19 protein-coding genes, 6 tRNA genes, 2 rRNA genes, 1 other RNA gene, 1 riboswitch and 1 other annotated feature are annotated in these 22914 nt (G+C 35.8%); all 28 genes read right to left on the minus strand.

Features of this window, described 5'->3' with window-relative positions; translation table 11 throughout:
- Positions 1-2: 2 nt before the first annotated feature.
- The 28 genes from ACKF5P_RS11145 to ACKF5P_RS11280 all read right to left on the minus strand — a co-directional run bounded on the left by ACKF5P_RS11145 (position 3) and on the right by ACKF5P_RS11280 (position 22779).
- On the minus strand, positions 3-326 hold the full coding sequence (locus tag ACKF5P_RS11145) for an initiation-control protein YabA (protein ID WP_408955274.1): 324 nt from the start codon (positions 324-326) through the stop codon (positions 3-5).
- A gap of 72 nt (positions 327-398) precedes the next feature.
- On the minus strand, positions 399-1217 hold the full coding sequence (locus ACKF5P_RS11150; RefSeq protein ID WP_408955275.1) for a stage 0 sporulation family protein: 819 nt from the start codon (positions 1215-1217) through the stop codon (positions 399-401).
- The gene (gene holB / locus ACKF5P_RS11155; RefSeq protein WP_408955276.1) at positions 1218-2210 is read right to left on the minus strand and encodes a DNA polymerase III subunit delta'; all 993 of its coding nucleotides are present in this window, start codon (positions 2208-2210) and stop codon (positions 1218-1220) included.
- 18 nt (positions 2211-2228) lie between these two features.
- Complete coding sequence (locus ACKF5P_RS11160) at positions 2229-2672, minus strand: YaaR family protein (RefSeq protein ID WP_408955277.1); 444 nt, start codon at positions 2670-2672, stop codon at positions 2229-2231.
- A 1-nt stretch (position 2673) separates the two neighbouring features.
- Positions 2674-3306: a dTMP kinase gene (gene tmk, locus ACKF5P_RS11165; protein ID WP_408955278.1), complete on the minus strand. Its 633-nt coding sequence runs from the start codon at positions 3304-3306 to the stop codon at positions 2674-2676.
- 332 nt (positions 3307-3638) lie between these two features.
- Positions 3639-5096 carry an IMP dehydrogenase gene (gene guaB / locus ACKF5P_RS11170; protein WP_408955279.1) on the minus strand — a complete coding sequence of 486 codons (1458 nt, stop codon included), beginning with the start codon at positions 5094-5096 and terminating at the stop codon, positions 3639-3641.
- Positions 5097-5208: 112 nt separating this feature from the next.
- Positions 5209-5310: riboswitch (purine riboswitch) on the minus strand.
- A gap of 183 nt (positions 5311-5493) precedes the next feature.
- On the minus strand, positions 5494-6417 hold the full coding sequence (locus tag ACKF5P_RS11175) for a thiamine pyrophosphate-dependent enzyme (protein ID WP_408955280.1): 924 nt from the start codon (positions 6415-6417) through the stop codon (positions 5494-5496).
- A 12-nt stretch (positions 6418-6429) separates the two neighbouring features.
- Complete coding sequence (gene porA / locus ACKF5P_RS11180) at positions 6430-7611, minus strand: pyruvate ferredoxin oxidoreductase (RefSeq protein WP_408955281.1); 1182 nt, start codon at positions 7609-7611, stop codon at positions 6430-6432.
- Between the two features lie 20 nt (positions 7612-7631).
- Complete coding sequence (locus ACKF5P_RS11185; protein WP_408955282.1) at positions 7632-7916, minus strand: 4Fe-4S dicluster-binding protein; 285 nt, start codon at positions 7914-7916, stop codon at positions 7632-7634.
- On the minus strand, positions 7916-8488 hold the full coding sequence (locus ACKF5P_RS11190) for a 2-oxoacid:acceptor oxidoreductase family protein (RefSeq protein ID WP_408955283.1): 573 nt from the start codon (positions 8486-8488) through the stop codon (positions 7916-7918). Before ACKF5P_RS11190 ends, ACKF5P_RS11185 begins: the two co-directional genes overlap by 1 nt.
- Positions 8489-8720: 232 nt before the next feature.
- Positions 8721-8924, minus strand: coding sequence for a DUF2508 family protein (locus ACKF5P_RS11195; protein WP_408955284.1), 204 nt, complete (start codon positions 8922-8924; stop codon positions 8721-8723).
- Positions 8925-9310: 386 nt separating this feature from the next.
- The gene (gene recR / locus ACKF5P_RS11200; protein WP_408955285.1) at positions 9311-9910 is read right to left on the minus strand and encodes a recombination mediator RecR; all 600 of its coding nucleotides are present in this window, start codon (positions 9908-9910) and stop codon (positions 9311-9313) included.
- A gap of 11 nt (positions 9911-9921) precedes the next feature.
- Complete coding sequence (locus ACKF5P_RS11205) at positions 9922-10230, minus strand: YbaB/EbfC family nucleoid-associated protein (RefSeq protein WP_408955286.1); 309 nt, start codon at positions 10228-10230, stop codon at positions 9922-9924.
- Between the two features lie 32 nt (positions 10231-10262).
- Positions 10263-11930 (minus strand): DNA polymerase III subunit gamma/tau, encoded by a 1668-nt coding sequence (gene dnaX / locus ACKF5P_RS11210; RefSeq protein ID WP_408955287.1) that lies wholly within the window; start codon positions 11928-11930, stop codon positions 10263-10265.
- 91 nt (positions 11931-12021) lie between these two features.
- Positions 12022-12285, minus strand: an RNA gene (gene ffs, locus ACKF5P_RS11215) — signal recognition particle sRNA large type.
- Positions 12286-12377: 92 nt separating this feature from the next.
- A tRNA-Ser gene (locus tag ACKF5P_RS11220) sits at positions 12378-12469 on the minus strand.
- A 20-nt stretch (positions 12470-12489) separates the two neighbouring features.
- A complete protein-coding gene (gene tadA / locus ACKF5P_RS11225; protein WP_408955288.1) occupies positions 12490-12945 on the minus strand; it encodes a tRNA adenosine(34) deaminase TadA in 456 nt (151 codons plus the stop codon).
- Positions 12946-12998: 53 nt separating this feature from the next.
- Positions 12999-13075: transfer RNA gene (locus tag ACKF5P_RS11230), tRNA-Arg, on the minus strand.
- Positions 13076-13129: 54 nt separating this feature from the next.
- Positions 13130-13223 (minus strand) — tRNA-Ser (locus ACKF5P_RS11235).
- Between the two features lie 44 nt (positions 13224-13267).
- Positions 13268-13359, minus strand: a tRNA-Ser gene (locus ACKF5P_RS11240).
- A 261-nt stretch (positions 13360-13620) separates the two neighbouring features.
- Positions 13621-13714 (minus strand) — tRNA-Ser (locus tag ACKF5P_RS11245).
- Positions 13715-13758: 44 nt separating this feature from the next.
- A tRNA-Ser gene (locus tag ACKF5P_RS11250) sits at positions 13759-13850 on the minus strand.
- Between the two features lie 102 nt (positions 13851-13952).
- On the minus strand, positions 13953-15233 hold the full coding sequence (serS, locus tag ACKF5P_RS11255) for a serine--tRNA ligase (RefSeq protein ID WP_408955289.1): 1281 nt from the start codon (positions 15231-15233) through the stop codon (positions 13953-13955).
- Positions 15234-15337: 104 nt separating this feature from the next.
- Positions 15338-16921 (minus strand): phosphoglycerate dehydrogenase, encoded by a 1584-nt coding sequence (gene serA / locus ACKF5P_RS11260; RefSeq protein WP_408955290.1) that lies wholly within the window; start codon positions 16919-16921, stop codon positions 15338-15340.
- Positions 16922-16923: 2 nt separating this feature from the next.
- Positions 16924-18090: a pyridoxal-phosphate-dependent aminotransferase family protein gene (locus ACKF5P_RS11265; protein WP_408955291.1), complete on the minus strand. Its 1167-nt coding sequence runs from the start codon at positions 18088-18090 to the stop codon at positions 16924-16926.
- An 85-nt stretch (positions 18091-18175) separates the two neighbouring features.
- Positions 18176-18394 (minus strand) — a binding site (T-box leader).
- Positions 18395-18454: 60 nt separating this feature from the next.
- Positions 18455-19354 carry a signal peptide peptidase SppA gene (sppA, locus tag ACKF5P_RS11270; protein ID WP_408955292.1) on the minus strand — a complete coding sequence of 300 codons (900 nt, stop codon included), beginning with the start codon at positions 19352-19354 and terminating at the stop codon, positions 18455-18457.
- Between the two features lie 137 nt (positions 19355-19491).
- Positions 19492-19608: ribosomal RNA gene (gene rrf / locus ACKF5P_RS11275) — 5S ribosomal RNA — on the minus strand.
- 211 nt (positions 19609-19819) lie between these two features.
- Positions 19820-22779 (minus strand): 23S ribosomal RNA (locus ACKF5P_RS11280).
- Positions 22780-22914: the final 135 nt, after the last annotated feature.

A 22914-nucleotide genomic window follows, 5' to 3' on the forward strand; every position in this document is an offset into this window, starting at 1 on the left:
TTTCATTCTACCTCCACTTCTTCATCATCCTCAAACAAACCCATACAAAACAAGCAATCTCCCTCTCTCGTTTCACCAAAGTTAAGATGACAGACATGGAATCCTTCCTTATAAAGTCGTACTAAGTTGTCCTGATTAGTATCAGCTGACTTCCCTTCTTCTTCCTCTTTTTCAAATAACAATCTCTTTAAATTTTCATTCTCTTCTTTCAGTGTTTCATTCTCTTTATAAATATCATAGACTGTATTCTTGACTTTTTGAAAATCATTAACCAATACCTGCAACTGCTCTTGAAAATGTGCTAGTAAACTAATAATTTCTTTCACTACCAACCCCCCAAACTAATTTTTATAATAAATATATATTTTTATTATAATTATATTCACCAATAATTAATATTATTTCTTCTTTTTACAATCTTTCAACTGAATATCAGCGGCGTCAACTTCAAATTCCTCATTATTCCCTAATTCTACTGTTACTGTCTCCTTAACAACATTTAAACCTTTAACTCTACCTTTTCCTATTTTAGTTTCAACTTTTTCTCCTATATTAGGCAAATTCTTTTTAGTCTTTAAATAATTTTTAGCTTCATATCTCAAACAACACATCAATCTACCACAGACTCCTGATATTTTACTAGGGTTTAATGATAAATCTTGCTTTTTAGCCATTTTAATTGAAATTGGCTCAAAATTTCTTAAAAATGTTTTGCAACATAGCTGTCTACCGCAAGGCCCTAATCCTCCCAACATCTTGGCTTCATCTCTAACTCCAATCTGTCTTAACTCTATTCTTGTTCTAAAGATTGCTGCTAAATCTTTAACTAGCTCTCTAAAATCAACTCTACCATCTGCTGTAAAATAAAATAGCAACTTCTTTTTATCAAGAGTATATTCAGCATCAATCAGTTTCATTGGCAAACCATGCTCTTCAATCTTTTTTAGACAGATATCAAAGGCTTCTTCTGCTTCTTTTTCATTTTCTTCTGCTTTTTGAATATCACTCAAAGTAGCTTTGCGTATAATTGATTTTAGAGGAGAATTTAATTTAGATTCATCTATCTCTTTGAAATCTGTAACAACCTCACCTAGTTCAATCCCCCTAACCGTCTTCACAACTACTTGTTGACCAACATTTAGTTCACTCTGCTCGTCATTTTTAAAATAATAAATTTTACCAGCTTTTTTAAAGATTACTCCAACTGCTTCTGCCATCTATCTTTGCCTCCCTAACTTGCTTAATTTGAGCAACATCACTTCTAATGTCAATTGTAAGTTAACATTATACTTCTTAATTACATTATTTGTACTTTGAACTATTCTTATTATTTCTTCTATCTCTTCTATACTATATCTTTCCGATTCTTTAATTAATTTATCTTGATAATCAGCATTAACCAAACTATCAACTTGATTTAATTTAACCAATAGTAAGTCGCGATACCATAATAAGAAAAGCTCTAGAGTCTGATTTATCTTATCTGAGTATTCTAATAACCTTTCTACACTCTCAAAAACCACCACTTGCTCTGACTTCTTTAAAGTTAAAAGCAACTTTAAAATCTCTTCTCTCTTTGCTAGTCGCTCTTTATCTTCTACCAGTTGAATAGCATTTTCATAACGACCAGCCGCTAAAGAAGTAATTAATTGGCTTTTTTCTGCCGATAATTTATAATTAGAAATTAACTCTTGTTTAATTAACTCATCAGGTAATATTCTAAACCTGATTAACTGGCACCTAGAAAGAATGGTTGGTAATATATTCTCTGTACTATCAAGCACCAAGATTATTATAGCATATCTAGGTGGTTCTTCTAAAATTTTTAATAAACTATTAGCTGCTTCTAAACTTAAAGAATCAGCTTGATAAATGAGATAAATTTTCCATTTGCTTTCATATGGTTTATATAAAATTTCTTTCTGTAATTGTCGAATTTGATCTATTTTAATATATTTATCATCTGGCTTAATCTCTATAATATCTGGATGATTTTGATTGTTAGCTTTACGACAAGAAATACATTGATCACAGGCGTCTGTACTTTTTTCCTGACAGTTAATTGCTTTAGCAAATTCAAAAGCAGCTATATCCTTACCAACTCCTTGTTCCCCTAAAAAAAGATAAGCATGACTTAATCTATTGCTTCCTAGTTGCTTTTTTAAAATTGTAATAGCTAAATTCTGCCCTATAACCTTATTAAAACCCATCTTTGTTACTCTCCTTTACTATCTATAAAGATCTACTAATAAACCTCTCATTTCATCTAATTTATCTAAAATTTCTAATTGGGCTGACTGGTCATCAATAATCATCTCAGTTAATTCTTCTAAAGACTGATCAACTTTATTGACCAGATTATAAACTTTCCCTTGGATAGGGCTATAATCTTCCTTAACCTGATACATTTTACCTACAACCTCTTCAACAAAACTACTGACCATCTTTTTATACTTTACAAACTCTTTAAATGTTCTATGCTTTGCTAATTTCTCTCCTTGTTGATCTATTAAATCTAATAATTGATCAAGCCTAGCTTTAGTTTCTTCTCCATGAACTTGCTTCAACTCTTCTAAAAAGCTCTTCTTTACTGTGGTATTTTTTATCTTTTTATTCTCTTTGGTTGACAAAACTGTATTTAACTCATGTTTTAGTTTGTTCTGAATCTTCATCTTATATCACCAGCTTGTTAAGTAAAGATTTAATTTGAACAAATACTTCTTCCACAGAACAACCAGCATTAATAAGTTCAATCCTTGATTCAGAGTCAGCCAAGGTTAGGTAACCTTCTCTAACTAAATTATGAAAAGAAATTCTTTCTCCTTCTATCTTATCTCCTTTTAAATTAGATTGTGCCGTTGCCTTCTTGGCCCGCTTTAAAGAAAGAAGAGGATCGATGTCTAATAGCAAGGTCAAATCAGGCTCTAAACTACTCGTAGCTATCATATTCAATCTCTTAATCAATTCAATATCAAAGCCACGTGCATAACCTTGATAAGCTACAGTAGCATCCATATACCGATCACTGATCACAATCTTTCCTTCTTTTAAAGCTGGCTCAATTACTTCAGCTATATGTTGGGCCCTATCAGCACAATATAATAATAGTTCAGCCTTAGGCAATAATTGATCATACTCAGGCTTTAATAATAATTCCCGGATCTTTTTTCCAATCTTTGTATCACCAGGTTCATATGTTGTAAGAACTTGATAACCTAACCCTGTTAAATATTCCTCAATCAGATCTATTTGCGTTGACTTTCCTGCTCCTTCTACACCTTCTAAAGTTATAAAGTATCCTCTCATCTTTTTCCTCCAACTAATTCAGGCTATTCTTATTATTCTTGACAAAAAAACAAAATCCTCTATCTATATGCCTTTAAATCTTCATCTTAAACTTTATTGATATACAGTATCAGTAATCTGTGTCTGTGTCAGTGAAGATCAACCCCTTTAAACCCCTCAAGCATAGATTTTGAAGTTAGTTTTTTTACTGACACGGATCCTGCAAGTCTTGCAAATCAAGACTCCCTGTGAAAATCACAAAGACCGATCCATACAGGCCATATCTACAAACACTATCACATAACTGTAATTAATAAATAAAACAGCCCTCTGTTTGAGGGCCGTTTTATTTATTAATCCATGCTATAATTTGGTGCTTCCTTCGTTATTGTAACATCATGAGGATGACTTTCTTTCAATCCAGCACCAGTAATTCTTACAAATTTCCCATTCTTTCTTAGTTCTTCAATTGTTCCTGTTCCACAATAACCCATTCCTGAACGTAATCCTCCTACTAGCTGATAAAGCGTCTCTGCTAAATCTCCTTTATAAGGTACCATTCCTTCAATTCCTTCTGGAACTAACTTCTTATCATCATCTTGGAAATAACGATCCTTACTTCCTTGCCTCATTGCTCCAATAGAACCCATTCCTCGATAAACCTTGTAACTTCTTCCTTTATAAATCTCTTTTTTTCCTGGAGCTTCTTCAGTTCCTGCTAACAAACTACCCAACATAACAGCTTTGGCCCCTGCTGCTAAAGCTTTAACTACTTCACCTGAATACTTAATTCCACCATCTGCAATCACAGAAGCTCCATATTCATCTGCTACTTTAGCACAATCATAAACTGCAGTAACTTGTGGAACTCCAACTCCTGCTACTACTCTAGTAGTACAAATAGAACCCGGGCCAACACCTACTTTAACTACATCAGCTCCAGCTTCAATTAAATCTTTCGTTGCCTCTGCTGTCGCTACATTTCCAGCAATAATATCCAATTCAGGATACTTATTTCTAACTTTGCTGACCATATCAATTACACCTTGGGAATGACCATGAGCTGTATCTATAACTAATACATCCACCCCGGCTTCTACTAGCGCTTCAATTCTCTTATCTGTTCCCTTCGCAATTCCTACTGCCGCCCCTACTAATAATCTTCCTTGACTATCCTTCGCTGAATTAGGATACTTTTCAGCCTTCTCAATATCCTTAATCGTAATTAAACCCTTTAGAATATTTCCTTCATCAACTAAGGGTAATTTTTCAATCTTATGTTCTTGTAAAATATCTTTTGCTTCCTCTATACTTGTCCCTACTGGAGCAGTAATCAATTCTTCATCAGTCATTACATTTTTTATTGGTTGCTTAAAGTCATTCTCAAACCTTAAATCTCGATTAGTAATAATTCCTATTAATTTTTTATCTTCATCTAAAATTGGAACTCCAGAAATACGATATTTAGCCATTAGTGCTTCCGCTTTATAAACTTCGTCCTCCGGACTTAAATAAAAGGGATTTACAATAACTCCACTTTCTGAGCGTTTAACCTTATCTACTTCTTCTGCTTGTGCTTGTACAGACATATTTTTATGAATAATTCCTAATCCACCTTCTCTAGCTATGGCAATAGCTAACCTAGCTTCCGTAACCGTATCCATTGCTGCACTCATAATTGGCATGTTAAGCTTTATCTTGTCAGTCAATTCAGTACTTGTACTTACCTCTTTAGGCAATACCTTTGAATGAGCCGGTTGCAACAAAATATCATCAAAAGTTAACCCTTCTTTTACAATTTTACCTTCCATCCTATAACCTCCCAAATATATTTTTTCCTGCTTTGAAAATAATATTAAACTATTAATACTTAAAAACCTAAGCATAGTTTGTCTTGAACTATACTTAGGCTCAATAAGTAACCAGATCCCCACTGTGATTCGTAGTCAAGTAGTTTACGGCTACTTGGTAGAAACTTTCGAGCCCTATTCTCGAAGGTATACGAATTAATCTATAATCAGATATAAATAAATTCGTTTAATTTTGTATAAGTTTATCAGACTTAATTATAACTGTCAAGTATTGACTTGATATTTCAAAAATCAAAGTTAAAACACATAAAATCAGATTAAGATTTACGCTAAGAATCATCTTCTTAATAAAATAACAAAAGGCAGCCCTAATTAGGGCTGCCTTTTGTTTATTAACTTATTCTTTCTCACCACAACGATGTAAGATTGTCTCCCATCTTTGATCTACATGCTCTTGAATCTCTTCAATTACACTTTCATTTTTCTCTTGGAATAAATGATTAAATCTTCCTTGTGGTTCTAACCATTCTGTGATCGACTTTTTATCTTTAGGATTATAATTTAACTTCCATTCCCCATTCTCAACCTCAAATAGTGGCCAGAAGCAAGTATCAGCAGCAATTTTACTCAGCTCAATTCCTTCTTCTGCTTTACTTCTCCAACCACGAGGACATGGCGCTAAGACATTAAGAAATGCTGGCCCATCAACTTCAAAAGCTTTTTTAGCTTTTTTCATTAAATCCTGAGGCTTAAAAGGAGAAGCTTGAGCAACATATGGAATATTATGTGCTGCCATGATATCTGTCAATTCTTTTCTATACTGCTGCTTACCAGGAATTACTTCCCCAGCAGGTGAAGTAGTTGTACTAGCTCCTTTAGGTGTAGCACTAGAACGCTGAATTCCAGTATTCATGTAAGCTCCATTATCATAACATAGATAAACCATATCATGACCACGTTCCATTGCTCCAGATAGTGATTGGAATCCAATATCGTAACTACCACCATCACCACCAATGGCAATAAAATCAAAGTCTTCATCCATCTTACCTTGATTTCTTAAAGAACGATAAGCAGCTTCAACTCCACTAATAGTTGCTGCAACGTTCTCAAATGCATTATGGATGAAAGAATCTTCCCATGCAGTATAAGGATAAATAGTAGTAGAAACCTCTAAACAACCTGTTGCACAACCTACAACAGCTGGATTATCACTTGCTCTCATAACTAAACGGGCAACTGTTCCAGCTCCACAACCTGAACATAGTCTATGTCCACCAGTTAATCTCTCTTCTTTCTTAGCAGCTTCTTTTAATTTCATTACTCACACCCCCTATTCTCTTACACCAAGATGATTAATTTTCTGTTCTACATTACCTGTTTCAACAACTTGTTGTAAGTCATTAAAGACACTTTCTATCTCTTCTACTTTAATATCTCTTCCACCTAAGCCATAAATATAATTAACAACTTCTACATCAGCTTTGATATCATATAATGCAGCTCTAATATCAATAAATACTGGTCCACCAGTAGTAGAGAATGTTTCAGCTCTATCTAAAACTGCAACAGCTTCAAGATCTTTTAATGCATCAGCAATCTCTTGAGCAGGGAATGGTCTATATAATCTAATCTTTAATAAACCAACTTTAACCCCTTGTTCTCTTAAGTTATCTACTGCAGCTTTAGCTGTACCAGTAGTAGAACCCAGTGCCACTACTGCCATTTCTGCATCATCTAACCTATACTCTTCAAATAAACCATACTCTCGACCAGATATTTCTTCATATTCTTTAGCTACTTCTAAGACAACGTCCTTCACATTTTCAGTAGCTACAGCTTGTTGCATTTTATGTTCGAAATAAAAGTCTTGTAAATCAAGTGGTCCTACCGCAATTGGACTTTCAGAGTTTAATAAATAATTATCAGCTTGATAATCACCTACAAATTCCTCTACATCCTCATCAGCTAGTATTTCTAGATTTTCCACTGCATGACTAATAATAAATCCATCTAAATTAACCATACTAGGCATTCTCACATCTTCATGCTCAGAAATACGAACTGCTTGAATAGCATTATCATAAGCTTCTTGACCATTTTCTGCAAAAAATTGAATCCACCCAGCATCACGAGCACCCATCGCATCACTATGATCACAATGGATATTAATCGGACCACTTAACGCACGATTTACTACTGGCATTACGATTGGTAATCTAGTACCAGAAGCAATATATAAAACCTCCCACATTAAAGCTAAACCATTAGCAGCCGTTGCTGTCATAGCCCGAGAGCCGGCAGCAGAAGCACCAACAGTAGCACTCATTGCACTATGTTCACTTTCAACAGTAACATACTCAGTATCTACTTTACCATCAGCTACAAATTGAGAAAAAACTTGTACCATTGCAGTCTGTGGAGTAATTGGATATGCTGCAACAACATCAGGATTGATCTGTCGCATCGCTTGTGCCATAACTTCATTACCTGTTAAAGCTACTTGATTAGACATTTTAATTTCCCCCTTTCAAATTACTCTTTCTCCATTTCAATAGCATTTACTGGACACTCATGAGCACAAATCGCACAACCCTTGCAGTGATCATAATCAATTTCTGCCTTAACCTCACCATCTTCTGATAAAACAGAAGAGTCAGGACAGAAAGCCCAGCATAAATGACAATTAATACACTTTTCTTTATCTAAAATTGGTTTTTTAGTTCTCCAGCCACCAGTCTTGTAATTTTTAGCATTACCAGTTTCAAGAATTAATCCACCTTTAGGGATATCCTTATATCCATCACCTGGTTTAACCATTATTTTTTCACCTCCTGATAAGCCCTTTCAATTGAAGCTAAGTTACCTTTAACAACTTCAGGCTTATGAGCAAACTTCTTTTCAAACTCTTTTTTAATCTCATCTACAAATCCTTCATAAGGAACCACTTCTGTTGCCTTAACTAAGGCACCTAACATTGGTGTATTAGGAAATGGAGCACCAATCTCCTCAGTAGAGATCCCATAAGCATCTACTGCCCATACTTCTCCATCAAAGTTTAACTTTTCTTTTAATTTTGCTACATCTTCTGTAGTATTAACAATGATCTTCCCATCTGCCGGAACACCTTCTGTCACATCAACTACAGCTAATAATGTCGGATCTAAGACCACTACAGTACTAGGTTCAGTCACTTGACAGTGAACAGTAATCTTCTCTTCACTAATTCTGTTGTAAGCTAATACTGGAGCACCCATTCTTTCAGGACCATACTCAGGAAATGCCTGAATATTCCTCCCTGTTTTAGCAGCAACCTTTCCTAATAAAATAGATGCTGTCTTTGAACCTTGACCACCTCTCCCATGCCAACGAATTTCTGTTAAGCTTGCCATCTATATTCCTCCTTTCATATTAAAAAATCAACATAAATCAACTAAGCTTAGATAATCCAATTTTTGATTTTTCATTATAATCATAATTTTGGAACAAAAAGATTATAATTATTTAATTGGCCTATCTGATTCCCACTTAACCTATATATTCTCTAAGATTAAGTTTGACTCCTTCATAAATAGCTTAAGTTTAAATTTTCAGATTTTTGTATTTTATTCTGCTAAGTCCCAATTATTTGTCGCTATTTAGTTGTTTTTTCTTCTTTTTTAATAAATAACTATATTTCTTTCTAGTAGCTTCCAATAAATAAATAGCATGGTCTATTAAATCAGGATCTGAAACAGAATTAAAATACCTCTTTGCTCTAGTAAGCTCTTCTTGAGTTTCCTCTAAATCTTGAGTTAATTCATCCTTAAAATCAGAAGAATCATCCACAAAATTAACATTTAATAGCTCTACTAATTTATTAATTGTTGGTTACCCCCTTTGAATTATTTCTCTACTAGGATAACCAAGCTGATTAAAAAAATTCATTATTAGCTATAAATCAATTACACTTACTAGAGATTGAAAATTTAAACTGTTCATATAAGTCAACTAACTATTAAGCATTTAGCTTAATAGTTAGTTGACTTAGTAGATTTAATTGTCATAACTGACCACTTTTTAAATTATTACTCACTAGTTAGTAACCATTACATAATATGATCAAATTACAAAAAAATACGTATTTAGATGTAATTATAATATTATCCTTCCCTTTTGTCAAGTTAAAATAAAAAAATAAGGGTTCAAATGAAAATATAGCCACTATATAGTGGCTATATTTCTTGTCTTCCCTCTAATGCTTTAGACAAAGTAACTTCATCAGCATACTCTAAATCTCCACCTACTGGTAACCCATGTGCTATACGAGTCACCTTAATATTTAATGGCTTCAATAGTTTAGAAATATACATAGCTGTTGCTTGACCTTCTACATTAGGATCAGTAGCTATAATAATTTCCTCGATTATATCGTTTTCAACTCTATTTAGTAGCTCAGTAAGCTTTATATCATCTGGCCCTAAACCATCTATCGGTGAAATAGCACCATGCAAAACATGGTAAACACCATTATATTCTCCGGTTTTTTCCATAGCAATAATATCTTTTACGTTCTCTACTACACAAATTAGTTCCTTATTTCTTTTGCTATCCTTACAAATATAGCAAGGGTCATTTTGAGTCAGGTTATGACAACTTGAACAGTAAGTCAACTTATCTTTAACCTCTAAGATTGACTCTCCTAGTTGATCAACTACACTCTTCTCCATATTTAATATGTAAAAAGCTAACCTTTGTGCAGTTTTAGGGCCAATCCCAGGTAATTTAGTTAATTGTCCTATTAACTCAGCTAAAGGTTGGGGATAATATTTCATAATTTAAACTCCTAGAATAATCCAGGAATATTCATACCACCAGTTAATTTACCCATCTCTTTAGAAGCTAACTCTTGAACCTCTCTCATCGCTTCATTAGTAGCAGCTAAAATCAGATCTTCTAACATCTCTGTATCATCTGGATCTACTGCATCAGGGTTAATGTTAATATCAACAATCTCTTGTTTTCCATTAGCAACTACAGTTACAACTCCTCCACCAGCAGAAGCTTCAATAGTCTTCTCAGCTAATTCATCTTGCACCTTAGCCATCTGCCCCTGCATCTTTTGAACTTGTTTCATCATTTTATTCATATCCATAAATATCAACTCCTTAAAATTTAATTAAGTTATTAATCTACAGATTCAATCCGAACAACCTCACCATCAAAAACTTCAACTGCCTGTTTTACTAATTGATGTTGCATTATTTCTTCCTTGTTATTCTCTTTACTGCCCTTGGATTTATTTCTAGAAAAAACACATTTTACCTGCAAGTCTATTCCAAAAATTTTCTTAATAATTTTAGCTAAAATTTCTTTCTCTTGTTCCACAGAATCTTTATGAAACTCATGTTTAAAAGCAATAACCAACTTATTATCATCTAATTTAATAGGGTCAGCATCACGTAATAATGCTTGTAATCTCATTTTTCTTTTCTTTTTTAAATAATCTAAAATATCTTCCCATTTATTTTTAACTTCATTTAACGTCAATGAAGAATTAGCAACTGCTTTTTGATCTTTTTCTGAAGATGATTCATTTTTAGAAGAAATAATTTTTTTTGAAGTAGATACTTCAGATCTATTCACATCTGTTTTTTCATCAGATTGTTTTACCTTACTATCCATTGTTTTAACTTCTATTTCACCATTAATTATCCTCTCTTCTAATCGTGAAATCCGCTCTAAAATCCCAACTAGCGATCTATTCTCTTCAAATTTAATCAACTTAATGATGCCCATTTCCAATACAATTCGTGGTTGAGTTGTCTCTTTTAAATCTGATTCTATCTCATTTGCAATTTCAATTAATTGTAATAACTGAAATGTTTCCACCTTTTTAGATTGCTCTATTAATTTTGAATTTTTATCAGTCGTTATGTCTAATAATCGCTCATTACTTTTACACTCTTTGACCAATAACAAATTGCGAAAATGATAAATCAAATCATTGACAAACCTCTTTATATCTTTCCCTTGATTGACTATCTGATTAACTAAACTCAATGCTTCTTCCATTTGAGCCTCAAAGATTATTTCAGTCAATTTAAATAAAGCTTGATTACTTACCAGCCCTAGTACTGCTTCTAAATCACTAGTCGTAATTTCATCTCCACTATAAGAGATAGCTTGATCTAAAATGCTGATTGCATCTCTCATGCCTCCATCGGCATTACGAGCAATTAATGATAAAACCTGACTACCAGCTTTAATTCCTTCTTGCTCACAGATATAGCCCAACCTATCTTTAATATCCCCAATCGAAAGCCTACTAAAATCAAACCTTTGACATCTAGATAATATAGTAGGTAATAATTTATGAGGTTCGGTAGTTGCCAAAATAAAAATAACATAACTCGGTGGCTCTTCTAAAGTCTTCAATAAAGCATTAAAAGCTTCTGTTGTTAACATATGTACCTCATCGATAATATATACTTTATAATTACCTTTTAAAGGGGAGGATCTTATCTTTTCCCTTATCTCTCTAATCTTATCAATCCCTCGATTAGAGGCAGCATCAATTTCTATCATATCAACTGGATTATTCTCTGTTATATTTAAGCAGGACTCACATTGATTACACGGACTAACTGTTGGCCCATCTTGACAATTTAAAGCTTTAGTCAATATTTTAGCTGTACTAGTTTTTCCTGTTCCTCTTGGCCCGCAAAATAAATAAGCATGAGCTATTCTATCTAATTGAATAGCATTTTTTAAGGTTTTTACAACATTTTTTTGACCAGCAATATCAGAAAAGGTATTAGGACGCCACTTACGATAGAGTGATACATAGGTCATCTTATAATAACCCCCACTAAATAATTAATAATCTCACTACATCAGTAGCTGAGAAGGCTCACACTAAATAATTTCAATATAATATAAATGGTCGTGCATCCATTCTCACATATCCTTTCCAAGCGTTACTTAGACAGTTAGCTCGAACCAGGTACCCCTACGGCACACGAGGACATTTACTTACCGCTGCTTCCTTCCGGATCTGACGGAGTTTATAAAGCCTCATTGCGTAGGACCCAATCGTCAACACCACTTATCTAAGCCAGACCTTAAAAAAGATAAGCTTAAACAGACTTCAACCCCGCTATAGCGGATTGCGGGTTACAGGGCACCGCTACCACCCCGTTTAGCACGACCAAAATCTATATAAAGGCATTAAGCCTTTATTACTATTTTATTTTCACTAACTTAATTATATCAGAAAAGAAAACTAAAATCAAATTTCTATGGCGGAGAAGGAGGGATTTGAACCCTCGAAGGGCGTAAACCCTTACTCGCTTTCCAGGCGAGCTCCTTAAGCCAGACTCGGACACCTCTCCATAAGCTCTATTGATTATTGTTATTTTCTTAAACTTTTAAAAAAGCATTTCATAATTTGACTACAATCTTCTTTTAAAACACCTGACTTTACTTCTAATCTATGATTTAATCTTTCATCATTAACTATATTGAATAATGTTCCAGCGCCTCCAGCTTTAAGGTCATTGGCCCCATAGACCAAATTATCAATCCTCGCTTGGACTATTGCTCCAGCACACATAGGGCAGGGCTCAATAGTAACATATAAGGTAGAACCAGAAAGTCTCCAACCACCTAAACTATTAGCAGCCTGACGAATAGCCAGTACTTCAGCATGTGCCGTTGGATCTTGTAAATCTTCCTTTAAGTTATGAGCCTTGGCTATAACTTGATCGTTTTTAACGACTATAGCAGCAATTGGAACTTCACCTTTTTGAAAAGCTTTTTCCGCTTCTTCTAAAGCTATTTTCATATAGTATTCATCTTTATTAATCATAATTTAAAATAATTCACTCTTCTCTGTTAATTATTAATCTTATTTAGTTTTAATGGCGCGCCCGGGAGGAGTCGAACCTCCAACCTCCTGATTCGTAGTCAGTTACTCTATCCAATTGAGCTACGGGCGCATAATATTAAAAATTGATAATTCAAAATCAAACCATCAATTATAAATTGCTTTTTGGCGGAGAGAGAGGGATTCGAACCCTCGCTAGAGCAGTATGCCCTACTACAGGTTTAGCAAACCCGCCCCTTCAGCCACTTGGGTATCTCTCCATAATTTAATTAATAGCTAATAATTCTCAATTATAAATTATTAATGGCGGAGGGGGTGGGATTCGAACCCACGGTACGCCTGAACGTACAGCAGATTTCAAGTCTGCCACCATAAACCGGACTCGGACACCCCTCCTCAACAACTTGCTTGGTTATTATACATCATAAAAAGAGAATTGTCAAGGCAAAATTAATTACTTTTTAATCACACACCATTTATTATACTAGCATAAAATCCACCTTAAGTCAAATTACATATTCAATATTAACCGTCTTATAAATTGCAAGTTAAAATTAATCATTTAAAAAAAGCAAAAACAAAACCTTCATATTAGCTCCTTAAATGTAAAAAACATCCTTGGCGGATGTTTGAAAATCTATGTGGTTTTAATTAATATGGCGGAGAGAGAGGGATTCGAACCCTCGCTAGAGCAGTATGCCCTACTACAGGTTTAGCAAACCCGCCCCTTCAGCCACTTGGGTATCTCTCCATAATTTAATTAATAGCTAATAATTCTCAATTATAAATTATTAATGGCGGAGGGGGTGGGATTCGAACCCACGGTACGCCTGAACGTACAGCAGATTTCAAGTCTGCCACCATAAACCGGACTCGGACACCCCTCCACTTTTAACACAAGTATTATTATAATCAATTTCTTAACAATTGTCAAGAACTTCTCCAAAAAAATCAGGGCCAACCTAAATAAGTTGGCCCTGATTACTTAATTATTTATTTTCAATTCTTTCTAAACCATTCATATACGATTGTAAAGCATCAGGAATAGTTATACTTCCATCTTCATTTTGATAATTTTCCATAATTGCTGCAACTGTACGACCAATGGCCAAACCAGAACCATTTAAAGTATGCAAATACTCTGCTTTAGCACCAGGTTCAGGTCGATATCTAATTCCGGCTCTTCTAGCTTGAAAATCTTCAAAGTTACTACATGAGGATATCTCTCGATACTTATCATAACCAGGCATCCAGACTTCAATATCATAAGTTTTAGCAGCAGAAAATGTCAAGTCACCTGTACATAAAGTAACTACTCGATATGGTAACTTTAAGCGCTGTAAAATCTCTTCAGCATCAGCTAGTAATTTTCCTAATTCCTCATAAGAGTTTTCTGGTTTAACAAATTTAACTAATTCAACTTTATTAAATTGATGCTGTCTTATAATTCCTCTAGTATCTCTACCATGAGCACCTGCTTCAGCTCTAAAACAAGCACTATGAGCTGTGTGATAAATCGGTAAATCATCAGATTTTAAAATTTCATCTCGATACATATTTGTAACTGGAACTTCAGCAGTAGGAATTAAATAATAATCACTATCTTCTATTTTAAAAGCATCTTCTTTAAATTTAGGCAACTGTCCTGTTCCATACATACTATCTTCATGAACTATAAAAGGAGGAAATACTTCCTCGTAATCTTTCTCTAAGTGGATATCAAGCATAAAGTTAATCAAAGCACGTTCAATCTTAGCCCCTGCTTTTTTTAAAAAAGTAAATCTAGCTCCTGACACTTTAGCTCCTCGCTCAAAATCTAAAATATCAAGCTCTTTTCCTAAATCCCAATGAGCTTTAGCTTCAAAATCAAACTCTCTTGGTTCATTCCATTTTTTAACTAAAATATTATCTTCTTCATCAGCACCTTGAGGTACATCTTGGTGGGGAAGGTTAGGTAGTTGTAGCATAATCTCTTCTAAGCGATTATTATACTCTTTTAATTTTTGATCTAAATTATCTATCTTATCACCAATTTGACCCATCTTTTGAATTATCTCTTCTGCTTTTTCATCTTTTCCTTCTCTTTTGAGTTGGCCAATCTTAGTCGACTCTTCATTTCGAATTCGCTTTAATTCTTCTACTTCTTGGATTAACTCTCTTCTATTTTCATCTAGCTCACTAAATTCATCAATTGGAGCTTTTGTACCTCGTTTGGCCAATGACTCTTTAACCAAATCAAGATTCTCACGCACAAATCCTAAATCAAGCATTACTCTCACCCTTTATATAATTAATTCAGTGACGAGTGATTAACTACCCGCCACTGCTTTTTATTATTATTTTACTGCTTGTGACTCATTACTAATTACTGAGTTTACAGTGCAAATACATTTATATCTTTAATTCCATCAATCTTTAATAATTCATCTTTTAATTCTTCTCTAGGTTCATCATCTAAGGTTAAGACCATAATAGCTCTACCACCAGCTTGATTACGTCCTAATCTCATACTAGCAATATTAACATCATTACTTCCAAATAAAGTTCCTACCTGCCCAACTACACCAGGCTTATCAATATGATCACTAACTAGTAAGATTCCCTCTGGAATTATATCAGCTTGATAACCATCAATATCAACGATTCTTAAATCACCTTTATGGAAAACTGTTCCTGATAATTTAGTCATCTCATCTTTATCCTTAACCTTTAAAGTAATTAAATTAGAGTATTTATTACTAGTTTTACTTTTAGATTCAACCACTTTAATCCCTCGCTCTTCAGCAATCATTTGAGCATTAACTAAATTAATATCTTCATTTACAACTGGGTTTAGTAGTCCCTTTAATACTGCAGTAGTAATTGGTTCAACCTCTTGCTTAGCTATATCTCCTTGATAAATTACTTCAACTTCTTCAACTCTACCTCCAGTCCAACCTGAATAGAAACTTCCTAATTTATCTGCTAAGTTAATGTATGGTTTAATCTCAGCCATCACCTTAGGATCTACACTTGGAATATTAAGTGGAGTTCGTGGAAGATCCCCCTCAAAAACACTCAGCATCTGTCTAGCAGCATCAATAGATACATTATCCATTGCTTCTACAGTAGTTCCTCCAAGATGAGGCGCCATAATTACTTTGTCTTCTAACTCTAATAATGAATAATCTTCAGTAATAGGTTCTTCTTCATGAACATCCAAACCTGCTCCGGCTACTTTACCGCTTTTAACACCATGGTATAAAGCTTGACAATCTACATTTTGACCTCGGGCTACATTAAGTATTCTAACTCCATCTTTCATTTTAGAAATAGCTTCCTTATCAATTATATGATGTGTCTCCTCAGTTAATGGAGTATGTAATGTTATATAATCTGCTCTTTCCAATAACTCATCAAATTCAACCAGCTCTACCCCTAATCTTTCACCTCGTTTAGCTGGAATATACGGATCATTAGCAATAACTTTCATATTGAAACCTTGAGCCATCTTAGCTACATTTCCCCCTACTCTTCCTAACCCGATAATTCCTAAAGTCTTTTGATTTAATTCAACCCCCATATACTTACTTCTATTCCAAACTCCTTCATGAAGTGCTTTATTAGCATGATATATATTTCTAGAAAGACCTGCCATTAAAGCCATTGTCTGTTCCGCAGCTGAAATAGTGTTTTGACCAGGCGTATTTAAGACGATAATACCTTTTTTAGAGGCTGCTTCTACATCAATATTATCATAACCAGAACCAGCTCTAGCAATTACCTTTAAGTTATCAGCTTTTGCTAAAACTTCTTCATTTAATGGAGTCATACTTCTTAAAATAATCCCATGGTACTTCCCAATTTCTTCTAATAATTCTTCATAACCCAATTCAGTATTATAAGTTACATCTACTCCTTTTTTTTCCAAAATCTCAATTCCTGCCTCTGAAATTTCATCACTGACTAATACCTTCATTTTTATCTCTCCTCCTTATAAAATATCTCTTGAGCTGCTTTAATACCACTACCTAACTCTAAGTCTAATCCTTCATCTTTTAATACAATCTCTAAAGCTGAAATGGTAGTTAATATATCACTTTTAGTTGTATTACCCATATGACCTACTCTAAATACCTTTCCTTTCAAATGACCTTTACTACCAGTAATATAAAGGTTATGCTCTTCTAATAGCCTCTCTTTTAAAGTACTAAATTTAATCTCTTTTGGTAATTCTACGGCAGTTACAGTTTTAGAAGCTTCATCTTCATTATCAACTAATAAGCCTAAGCCAATCTTTTTCATAGCACTCCTAAATGCTTTGGCCATTATTTTATGACGATCAAACACTTCTCCTAACCCTTCTTCTTTAATCTCTTTTAATACTTCTCTTAAAGCATACAATGTAGTAATTGCTGGAGTAGAAGGAGTCTGATTTGGCCTTTCATTTAAAAATCTTTTAGCTCTTTTAAAATCCCAATAAAATTTGGGTAAATCAGATTCTTCTCTAGCTTTCATAGCAGCAGGACTTACACTTACTAAAGCTAGTCCAGGTGGGCTCATTAAGGCCTTTTGAGTAGAAGCTACAACTACATCAGCCTTCCATTTATCAGTCTTTAGTTCAATTCCTGCTAATGAACTAACAGCATCAATGAATAATAAAGCACCATACTCTTTTGCTAATTTACCAAGAGGCTTAGGATGGTTAACTATACCAGTTGAAGTCTCATTATGAGTCATTAAAATTGCTTTAAAGTAGCCTTTCCCTACCTCTTTTAACTTTTCCTCTACTCTATCTGCATTTACAGCCTCTCCCCAGGTAAAATTCATCCGCTCTACTTCAATACCATAACGTTCAGCAATAGTGGCAAACCTCTCTCCAAATGCTCCAGTGCAAAGTGATAAAACCTTATCACCTTTAGATAAAGTATTAGCTAGCGTAGCCTCAAGACCTCCAGTACCAGAACAAGTTAAAACTAAGACATCATTTTCCGTCTGAAAAACATACTTTAGCCCTTCAGATACTTCAGCAACCAAATCTTCACAATCAGAAGTTCGATGACCTATCATCTTTTGTGCTGAAGCTAATAAAGCTTGATGAGGAACATCAACAGGACCAGGTAACATCATAGTGCGCTTGTTTTTCATCACAACAACTCCTTTATTTTTATTATTGACTATTGCTTATTATTCAATGTTTTTATATAAAAAAAACCCCCACCTCTACATCATACATAGAGGCGAGAGCTTATAATCTATTTAAATACTCCCGTGGTACCACTCTAATTGGCAAACTAGCCCACTTGTCATCGTAGATAACGGTTACTACCGTCTAGCTTAGTCACTAGCCACTCCAAGGTGGATTCAATCAAAACTCTATATCAGTTTTCACCAACCACTGACTCTCTAAAAATAAAGTTTATAATCTACTTGGCCTCTTCCTTGTGATTTTAAAATGGATATTTTATGTTAATCTGTATTATATAATATTTAATCTAATAATGCAAGGAATTTAATTGAATTGATATCTAAAAATTAAATTATTATCTAAACTCAATTGTGATATAACAGAGGAAACAATAATATCTAATAGTGATTGGCGATCATGATGAATCAATTCTGCTTCTCCTTCTATTCCTGCTAACCTTTCGAGTTCGTCAACAGCATGATAAAAATTACCCAGCTGATCAACCAAACCAAGCTCCTTTGCCTGACTCCCAGTGAATATTCTACCATCAGCTAAATCTTCTACTTTATTTCGTGATAAATTCCTCTCGTCTACTATCGTTTGGACAAATTGTTCATGAATTTCATCAACTAATTCTTGTAAGAACTCTTTTTCTTCTTCAGTTAAATCTCGATCTGGATTTCCAATATCCTTATAGTTTCCACTCTTAAAAGTTACATTTCTAATCCCTATTTTTTGATATAACTCTTTCATATCTTTAAACTGCATAATAACTCCAATACTACCGGTAGTCGTTGCAGAATTAGAAAAAATTTGATCAGCAGCAGTAGCAATATAATAACCACCAGAAGCAGCTACATCTTCCATTGCAACTACAACAGGATTTCCAGTTTCAGATTTATAATCTAAAATTTCTTGATAAATTGCTTCAGAAGCAGCAGAACTTCCTCCAGGGCTATTTATTCTCAAAATTAATCCTTTAACATCTTTCTCCTCTTTAAGTTGATTAATCTGTTCCATTATTCTTGCTGAATTAGCTTGTCCAGAAAAACCAACCTGCCCACTGCTAATCACCCCTGAAATATCAATTGCTACTAATTGATTAGGAGGCTCATCTATTCCCAACCTTCCACTAATTATAGCAAAAATAATACTTAATAATATCACCCCTATTAATAATAAAGTAGCTATAACTACTAAAATTACCTTTATAGTTTTAGTCAAATTAATCCCCCTTAAATTTTAGCTCAGCTCTTATTCTTATATTAACTATTATGCTAAGTAACTAATAATTTTAAATAAAAAAACACAAAAAAAGACCTCTTACCACAGTTAACTGCAATAAAAAGTCCTTTTTTATATTCTGGCAGTGACCTACGCTCCCACAAGGCTGCCCCTGCAGTACCATCGGCGCTGGAGGACTTAACTGCTGTGTTCGAAATGGAAACAGGTGTTACCCCTCCGCAATTACCACCAGAATCTTATTCAATTAATAATTAATATCTAACATTGAACAATTAAGTTCTTCGCTTATTTTAAGCTTGTCTCAATTCAACAATTAATATCTTAACATTTTCATTCTTCTTTGTCAAGAACTTTTTAATAAATAAATTTCTAAGTTCTTTAACTATTCAGCATTCAGTATTAAATGCTTTATTATACATTCAAAACTGCACAATAGATATATTCTAGATTAAGCCCTCGATCTATTAGTACCAGTCAGCTGAAGATGTTGCCACCCTTATACCTCTGGCCTATCTACCTGATAGTCTATCAGGGATCTTACTAGATTCACTCTATGGGATATCTTATCTCAAGGTCAGCTTCACGCTTAGATGCTTTCAGCGTTTATCAAATCCGTACTTAGCTACCCAGCAATGCCTTTGGTAGACAACTGGTACACCAGAGGTACGTCCATCCCGGTCCTCTCGTACTAGGGACAGCTCCCTTCAAATATCCTACGCCCACGACGGATAGGGACCGAACTGTCTCACGACGTTCTGAACCCAGCTCGCGTACCGCTTTAATTGGCGAACAGCCAAACCCTTGGAACCTGCTTCAGCTCCAGGATGCGACGAGCCGACATCGAGGTGCCAAACCTCCCCGTCGATGTGAACTCTTGGGGGAGATAAGCCTGTTATCCCCGGGGTAACTTTTATCCGTTGAGCGACGGCAATTCCATGCTCTACCGTCGGATCACTAAGCCCTACTTTCGTACCTGCTCGAGTTGTAGCTCTTGCAGTCAAGCTCCCTTCTGCCTTTACACTCTACGTGCGATTTCCGACCGCACTGAGGGAACCTTGGGGCGACTCCGTTACTCTTTAGGAGTCGACCGCCCCAGTCAAACTGCCCATCTGAAACTGTCCCAACACTGGATTACAGTGCATGGTTAGAATTCCGGCACATTAAGAGTGGTATCCCACTTAAGGCTCCTTCGACACTAGCGTGCCGAGTTCATTGCCTCCCACTTATGCTGTACATAATGTACCAAAATCCAATATCAGACTACAGTAAAGCTCCACGGGGTCTTTCCGTCCTGTCGCGGGTAACCTGCATCTTCACAGGTAATACAATTTCACCGAGACCTTCGTTGAGACAGTGCCCAAGTCGTTGCGCCATTCGTGCAGGTCGGAACTTACCCGACAAGGAATTTCGCTACCTTAGGACCGTTATAGTTACGGCCGCCGTTTACTGGGGCTTAAGTTCTGCGCTTCAGCTTATGCCTAACACTTCCCCTTGACCTTCCAGCACCGGGCAGGCGTCAGCCCCTATACATCGACTTACGTCTTAGCAGAGACCTGTGTTTTTGGTAAACAGTCGCTTGGGCCTGGTTATTGCAACCTCTTCGAGCATACACCCTAATGAGGTACCCCTTCTCCCGAAGTTACGGGGTTATTTTGCCGAGTTCCTTAACGAAGGTTCTCTCGCGCGCCTTAGAATACTCTTCTAGTCTATCTGTGTCAATTTGCGGTACGGTTACCTCTTATCTGGTTAGAGATTTTTCTTGGCAGTGTAAAGTCAACTACTTCGCCTCCGTAGAGACTCCTGGTCACACCTTAAAGTTAATGACGACCCGGATTTACCTAAGTCATCCTTCTTAATGTTTCAACCTGACATACCGTTGCCAGGCTAGCCTATCTTCCTGCGTCATCCCATCACTCATAGTGATAAGGAGGTAGCATTGGAATTTTAACCAATTTTCCATCGCCTACGCCTTTCGGCCTCGGCTTAGGATCCGGCTTACCCTGAGCGGACGAGCCTTCCTCAGGAAACCTTAGACTTACAGCGAATAGGATTCTCACCTATTTTATCGTTACTCATACCGACATTATCTCTTCTATACTGTCCACAGCTCCTTCCGGTACTGCTTCAACCTATATAGAATGCTCCTCTACCATTGGTTATACCAATCCGTAGTTTCGGTGATGGACTTTAGCCCCGTACATTTTCAGCGCAAGATCACTCGACCAGTGAGCTATTACGCACTCTTTAAATGAATGGCTGCTTCTAAGCCAACATCCTGGTTGTCTATGCAATCTCACATCCTTTACCACTTAGTCCATACTTTGGGACCTTAACTGACGGTCTGGGTTGTTTCCCTCTCGACTATGAAGCTTATCCCACATAGTCTGACTCCCAAGCTTAATAAGATGGCGTTTGGAGTTTGACTGGATTCAGTAACTCTATAAAGCCCTTAGTCCAATCAGTGCTCTACCGCCAAATTATAACACTTGAGGCTAGCCCTAAAGCTATTTCGAGGAGAACCAGCTATCTCCGAGTTCGATTGGCCTTTCACCCCTATCCACAACTCATCCCATGGCTTTTCAACGCCAATGCAGTTCGGACCTCCACACGTTCTTACACGTGCTTCATCCTGGTCATGGATAGATCACTCGGTTTCGGGTCTATGACCTGCAACTTTCGCCTTTTAAGACTCGCTTTCGCTACGGCTTCACCTTCTTTGGCTTAACCTTTCGCTACAGATCATAACTCGTCGGTTCGTTATGCAAAAAGCACGCCATCAGACTTTAACGTCCTCTGACTGCTTGTAGGCACACGGTTTCAGATTCTATTTCACTCCCCTCCCGGGGTTCTTTTCATCTTTCCCTCACGGTACTGGTTCACTATCGGTTGTCAGGAAGTATTTAGCCTTAGGAGATGGTCCTCCTTGCTTCCCACGAGGTTTCTCGTGTCTCATGGTACTCAGGATACTATCTAGTCAACTCCAATTTTCACCTACAGGGCTATTACCTTCTGTGGCGTAGCTTTCCAGCTACTTCGATTAACTGAAGCTTATCCTATGACCTTTTTATGGTAAGGTCTGATAGTCCTACTACCCTGTAATAGCAATGCCCATAAGCTTGACACTATTACAGTTTGGGCTGTTCCCCTTTCGCTCGCCGCTACTTAGGGAATCGCTTTTGCTTTCTCTTCCTCGGGTTACTAAGATGTTTCAATTCACCCGGTTCCCTTCTTAAGGCTATTTATTAACCTTAAGATGATATGGGATTATCCATACCTGGTGCTCCTATTAGGACATCCTTGAGTCATCACTTGTTTGCAGCTCATCAAGGCTTTTCGCAGCTTGCCACGTCCGTCTTCGGCTCCTGACACCTAGGCATCCACCGTGCGCCCTTACTAACTTAATCTAGACGCACTATCTATTGTGCAGTTTTCAAAGTACAAATTTTAGGTCTGAGGCTGAGTTTAAGTTTTAGTCAAGACAAGGACTAAGCTCTTACTTAGCCTTAAACTTGAACTTAAACTTAATTTCAGTCTCTCAA

Origin of the sequence: Natroniella sp. ANB-PHB2, assembly GCF_046097105.1 — a bacterium.
Taxonomy (GTDB): Bacteria; Bacillota; Halanaerobiia; order Halobacteroidales; family Halobacteroidaceae; genus Natroniella.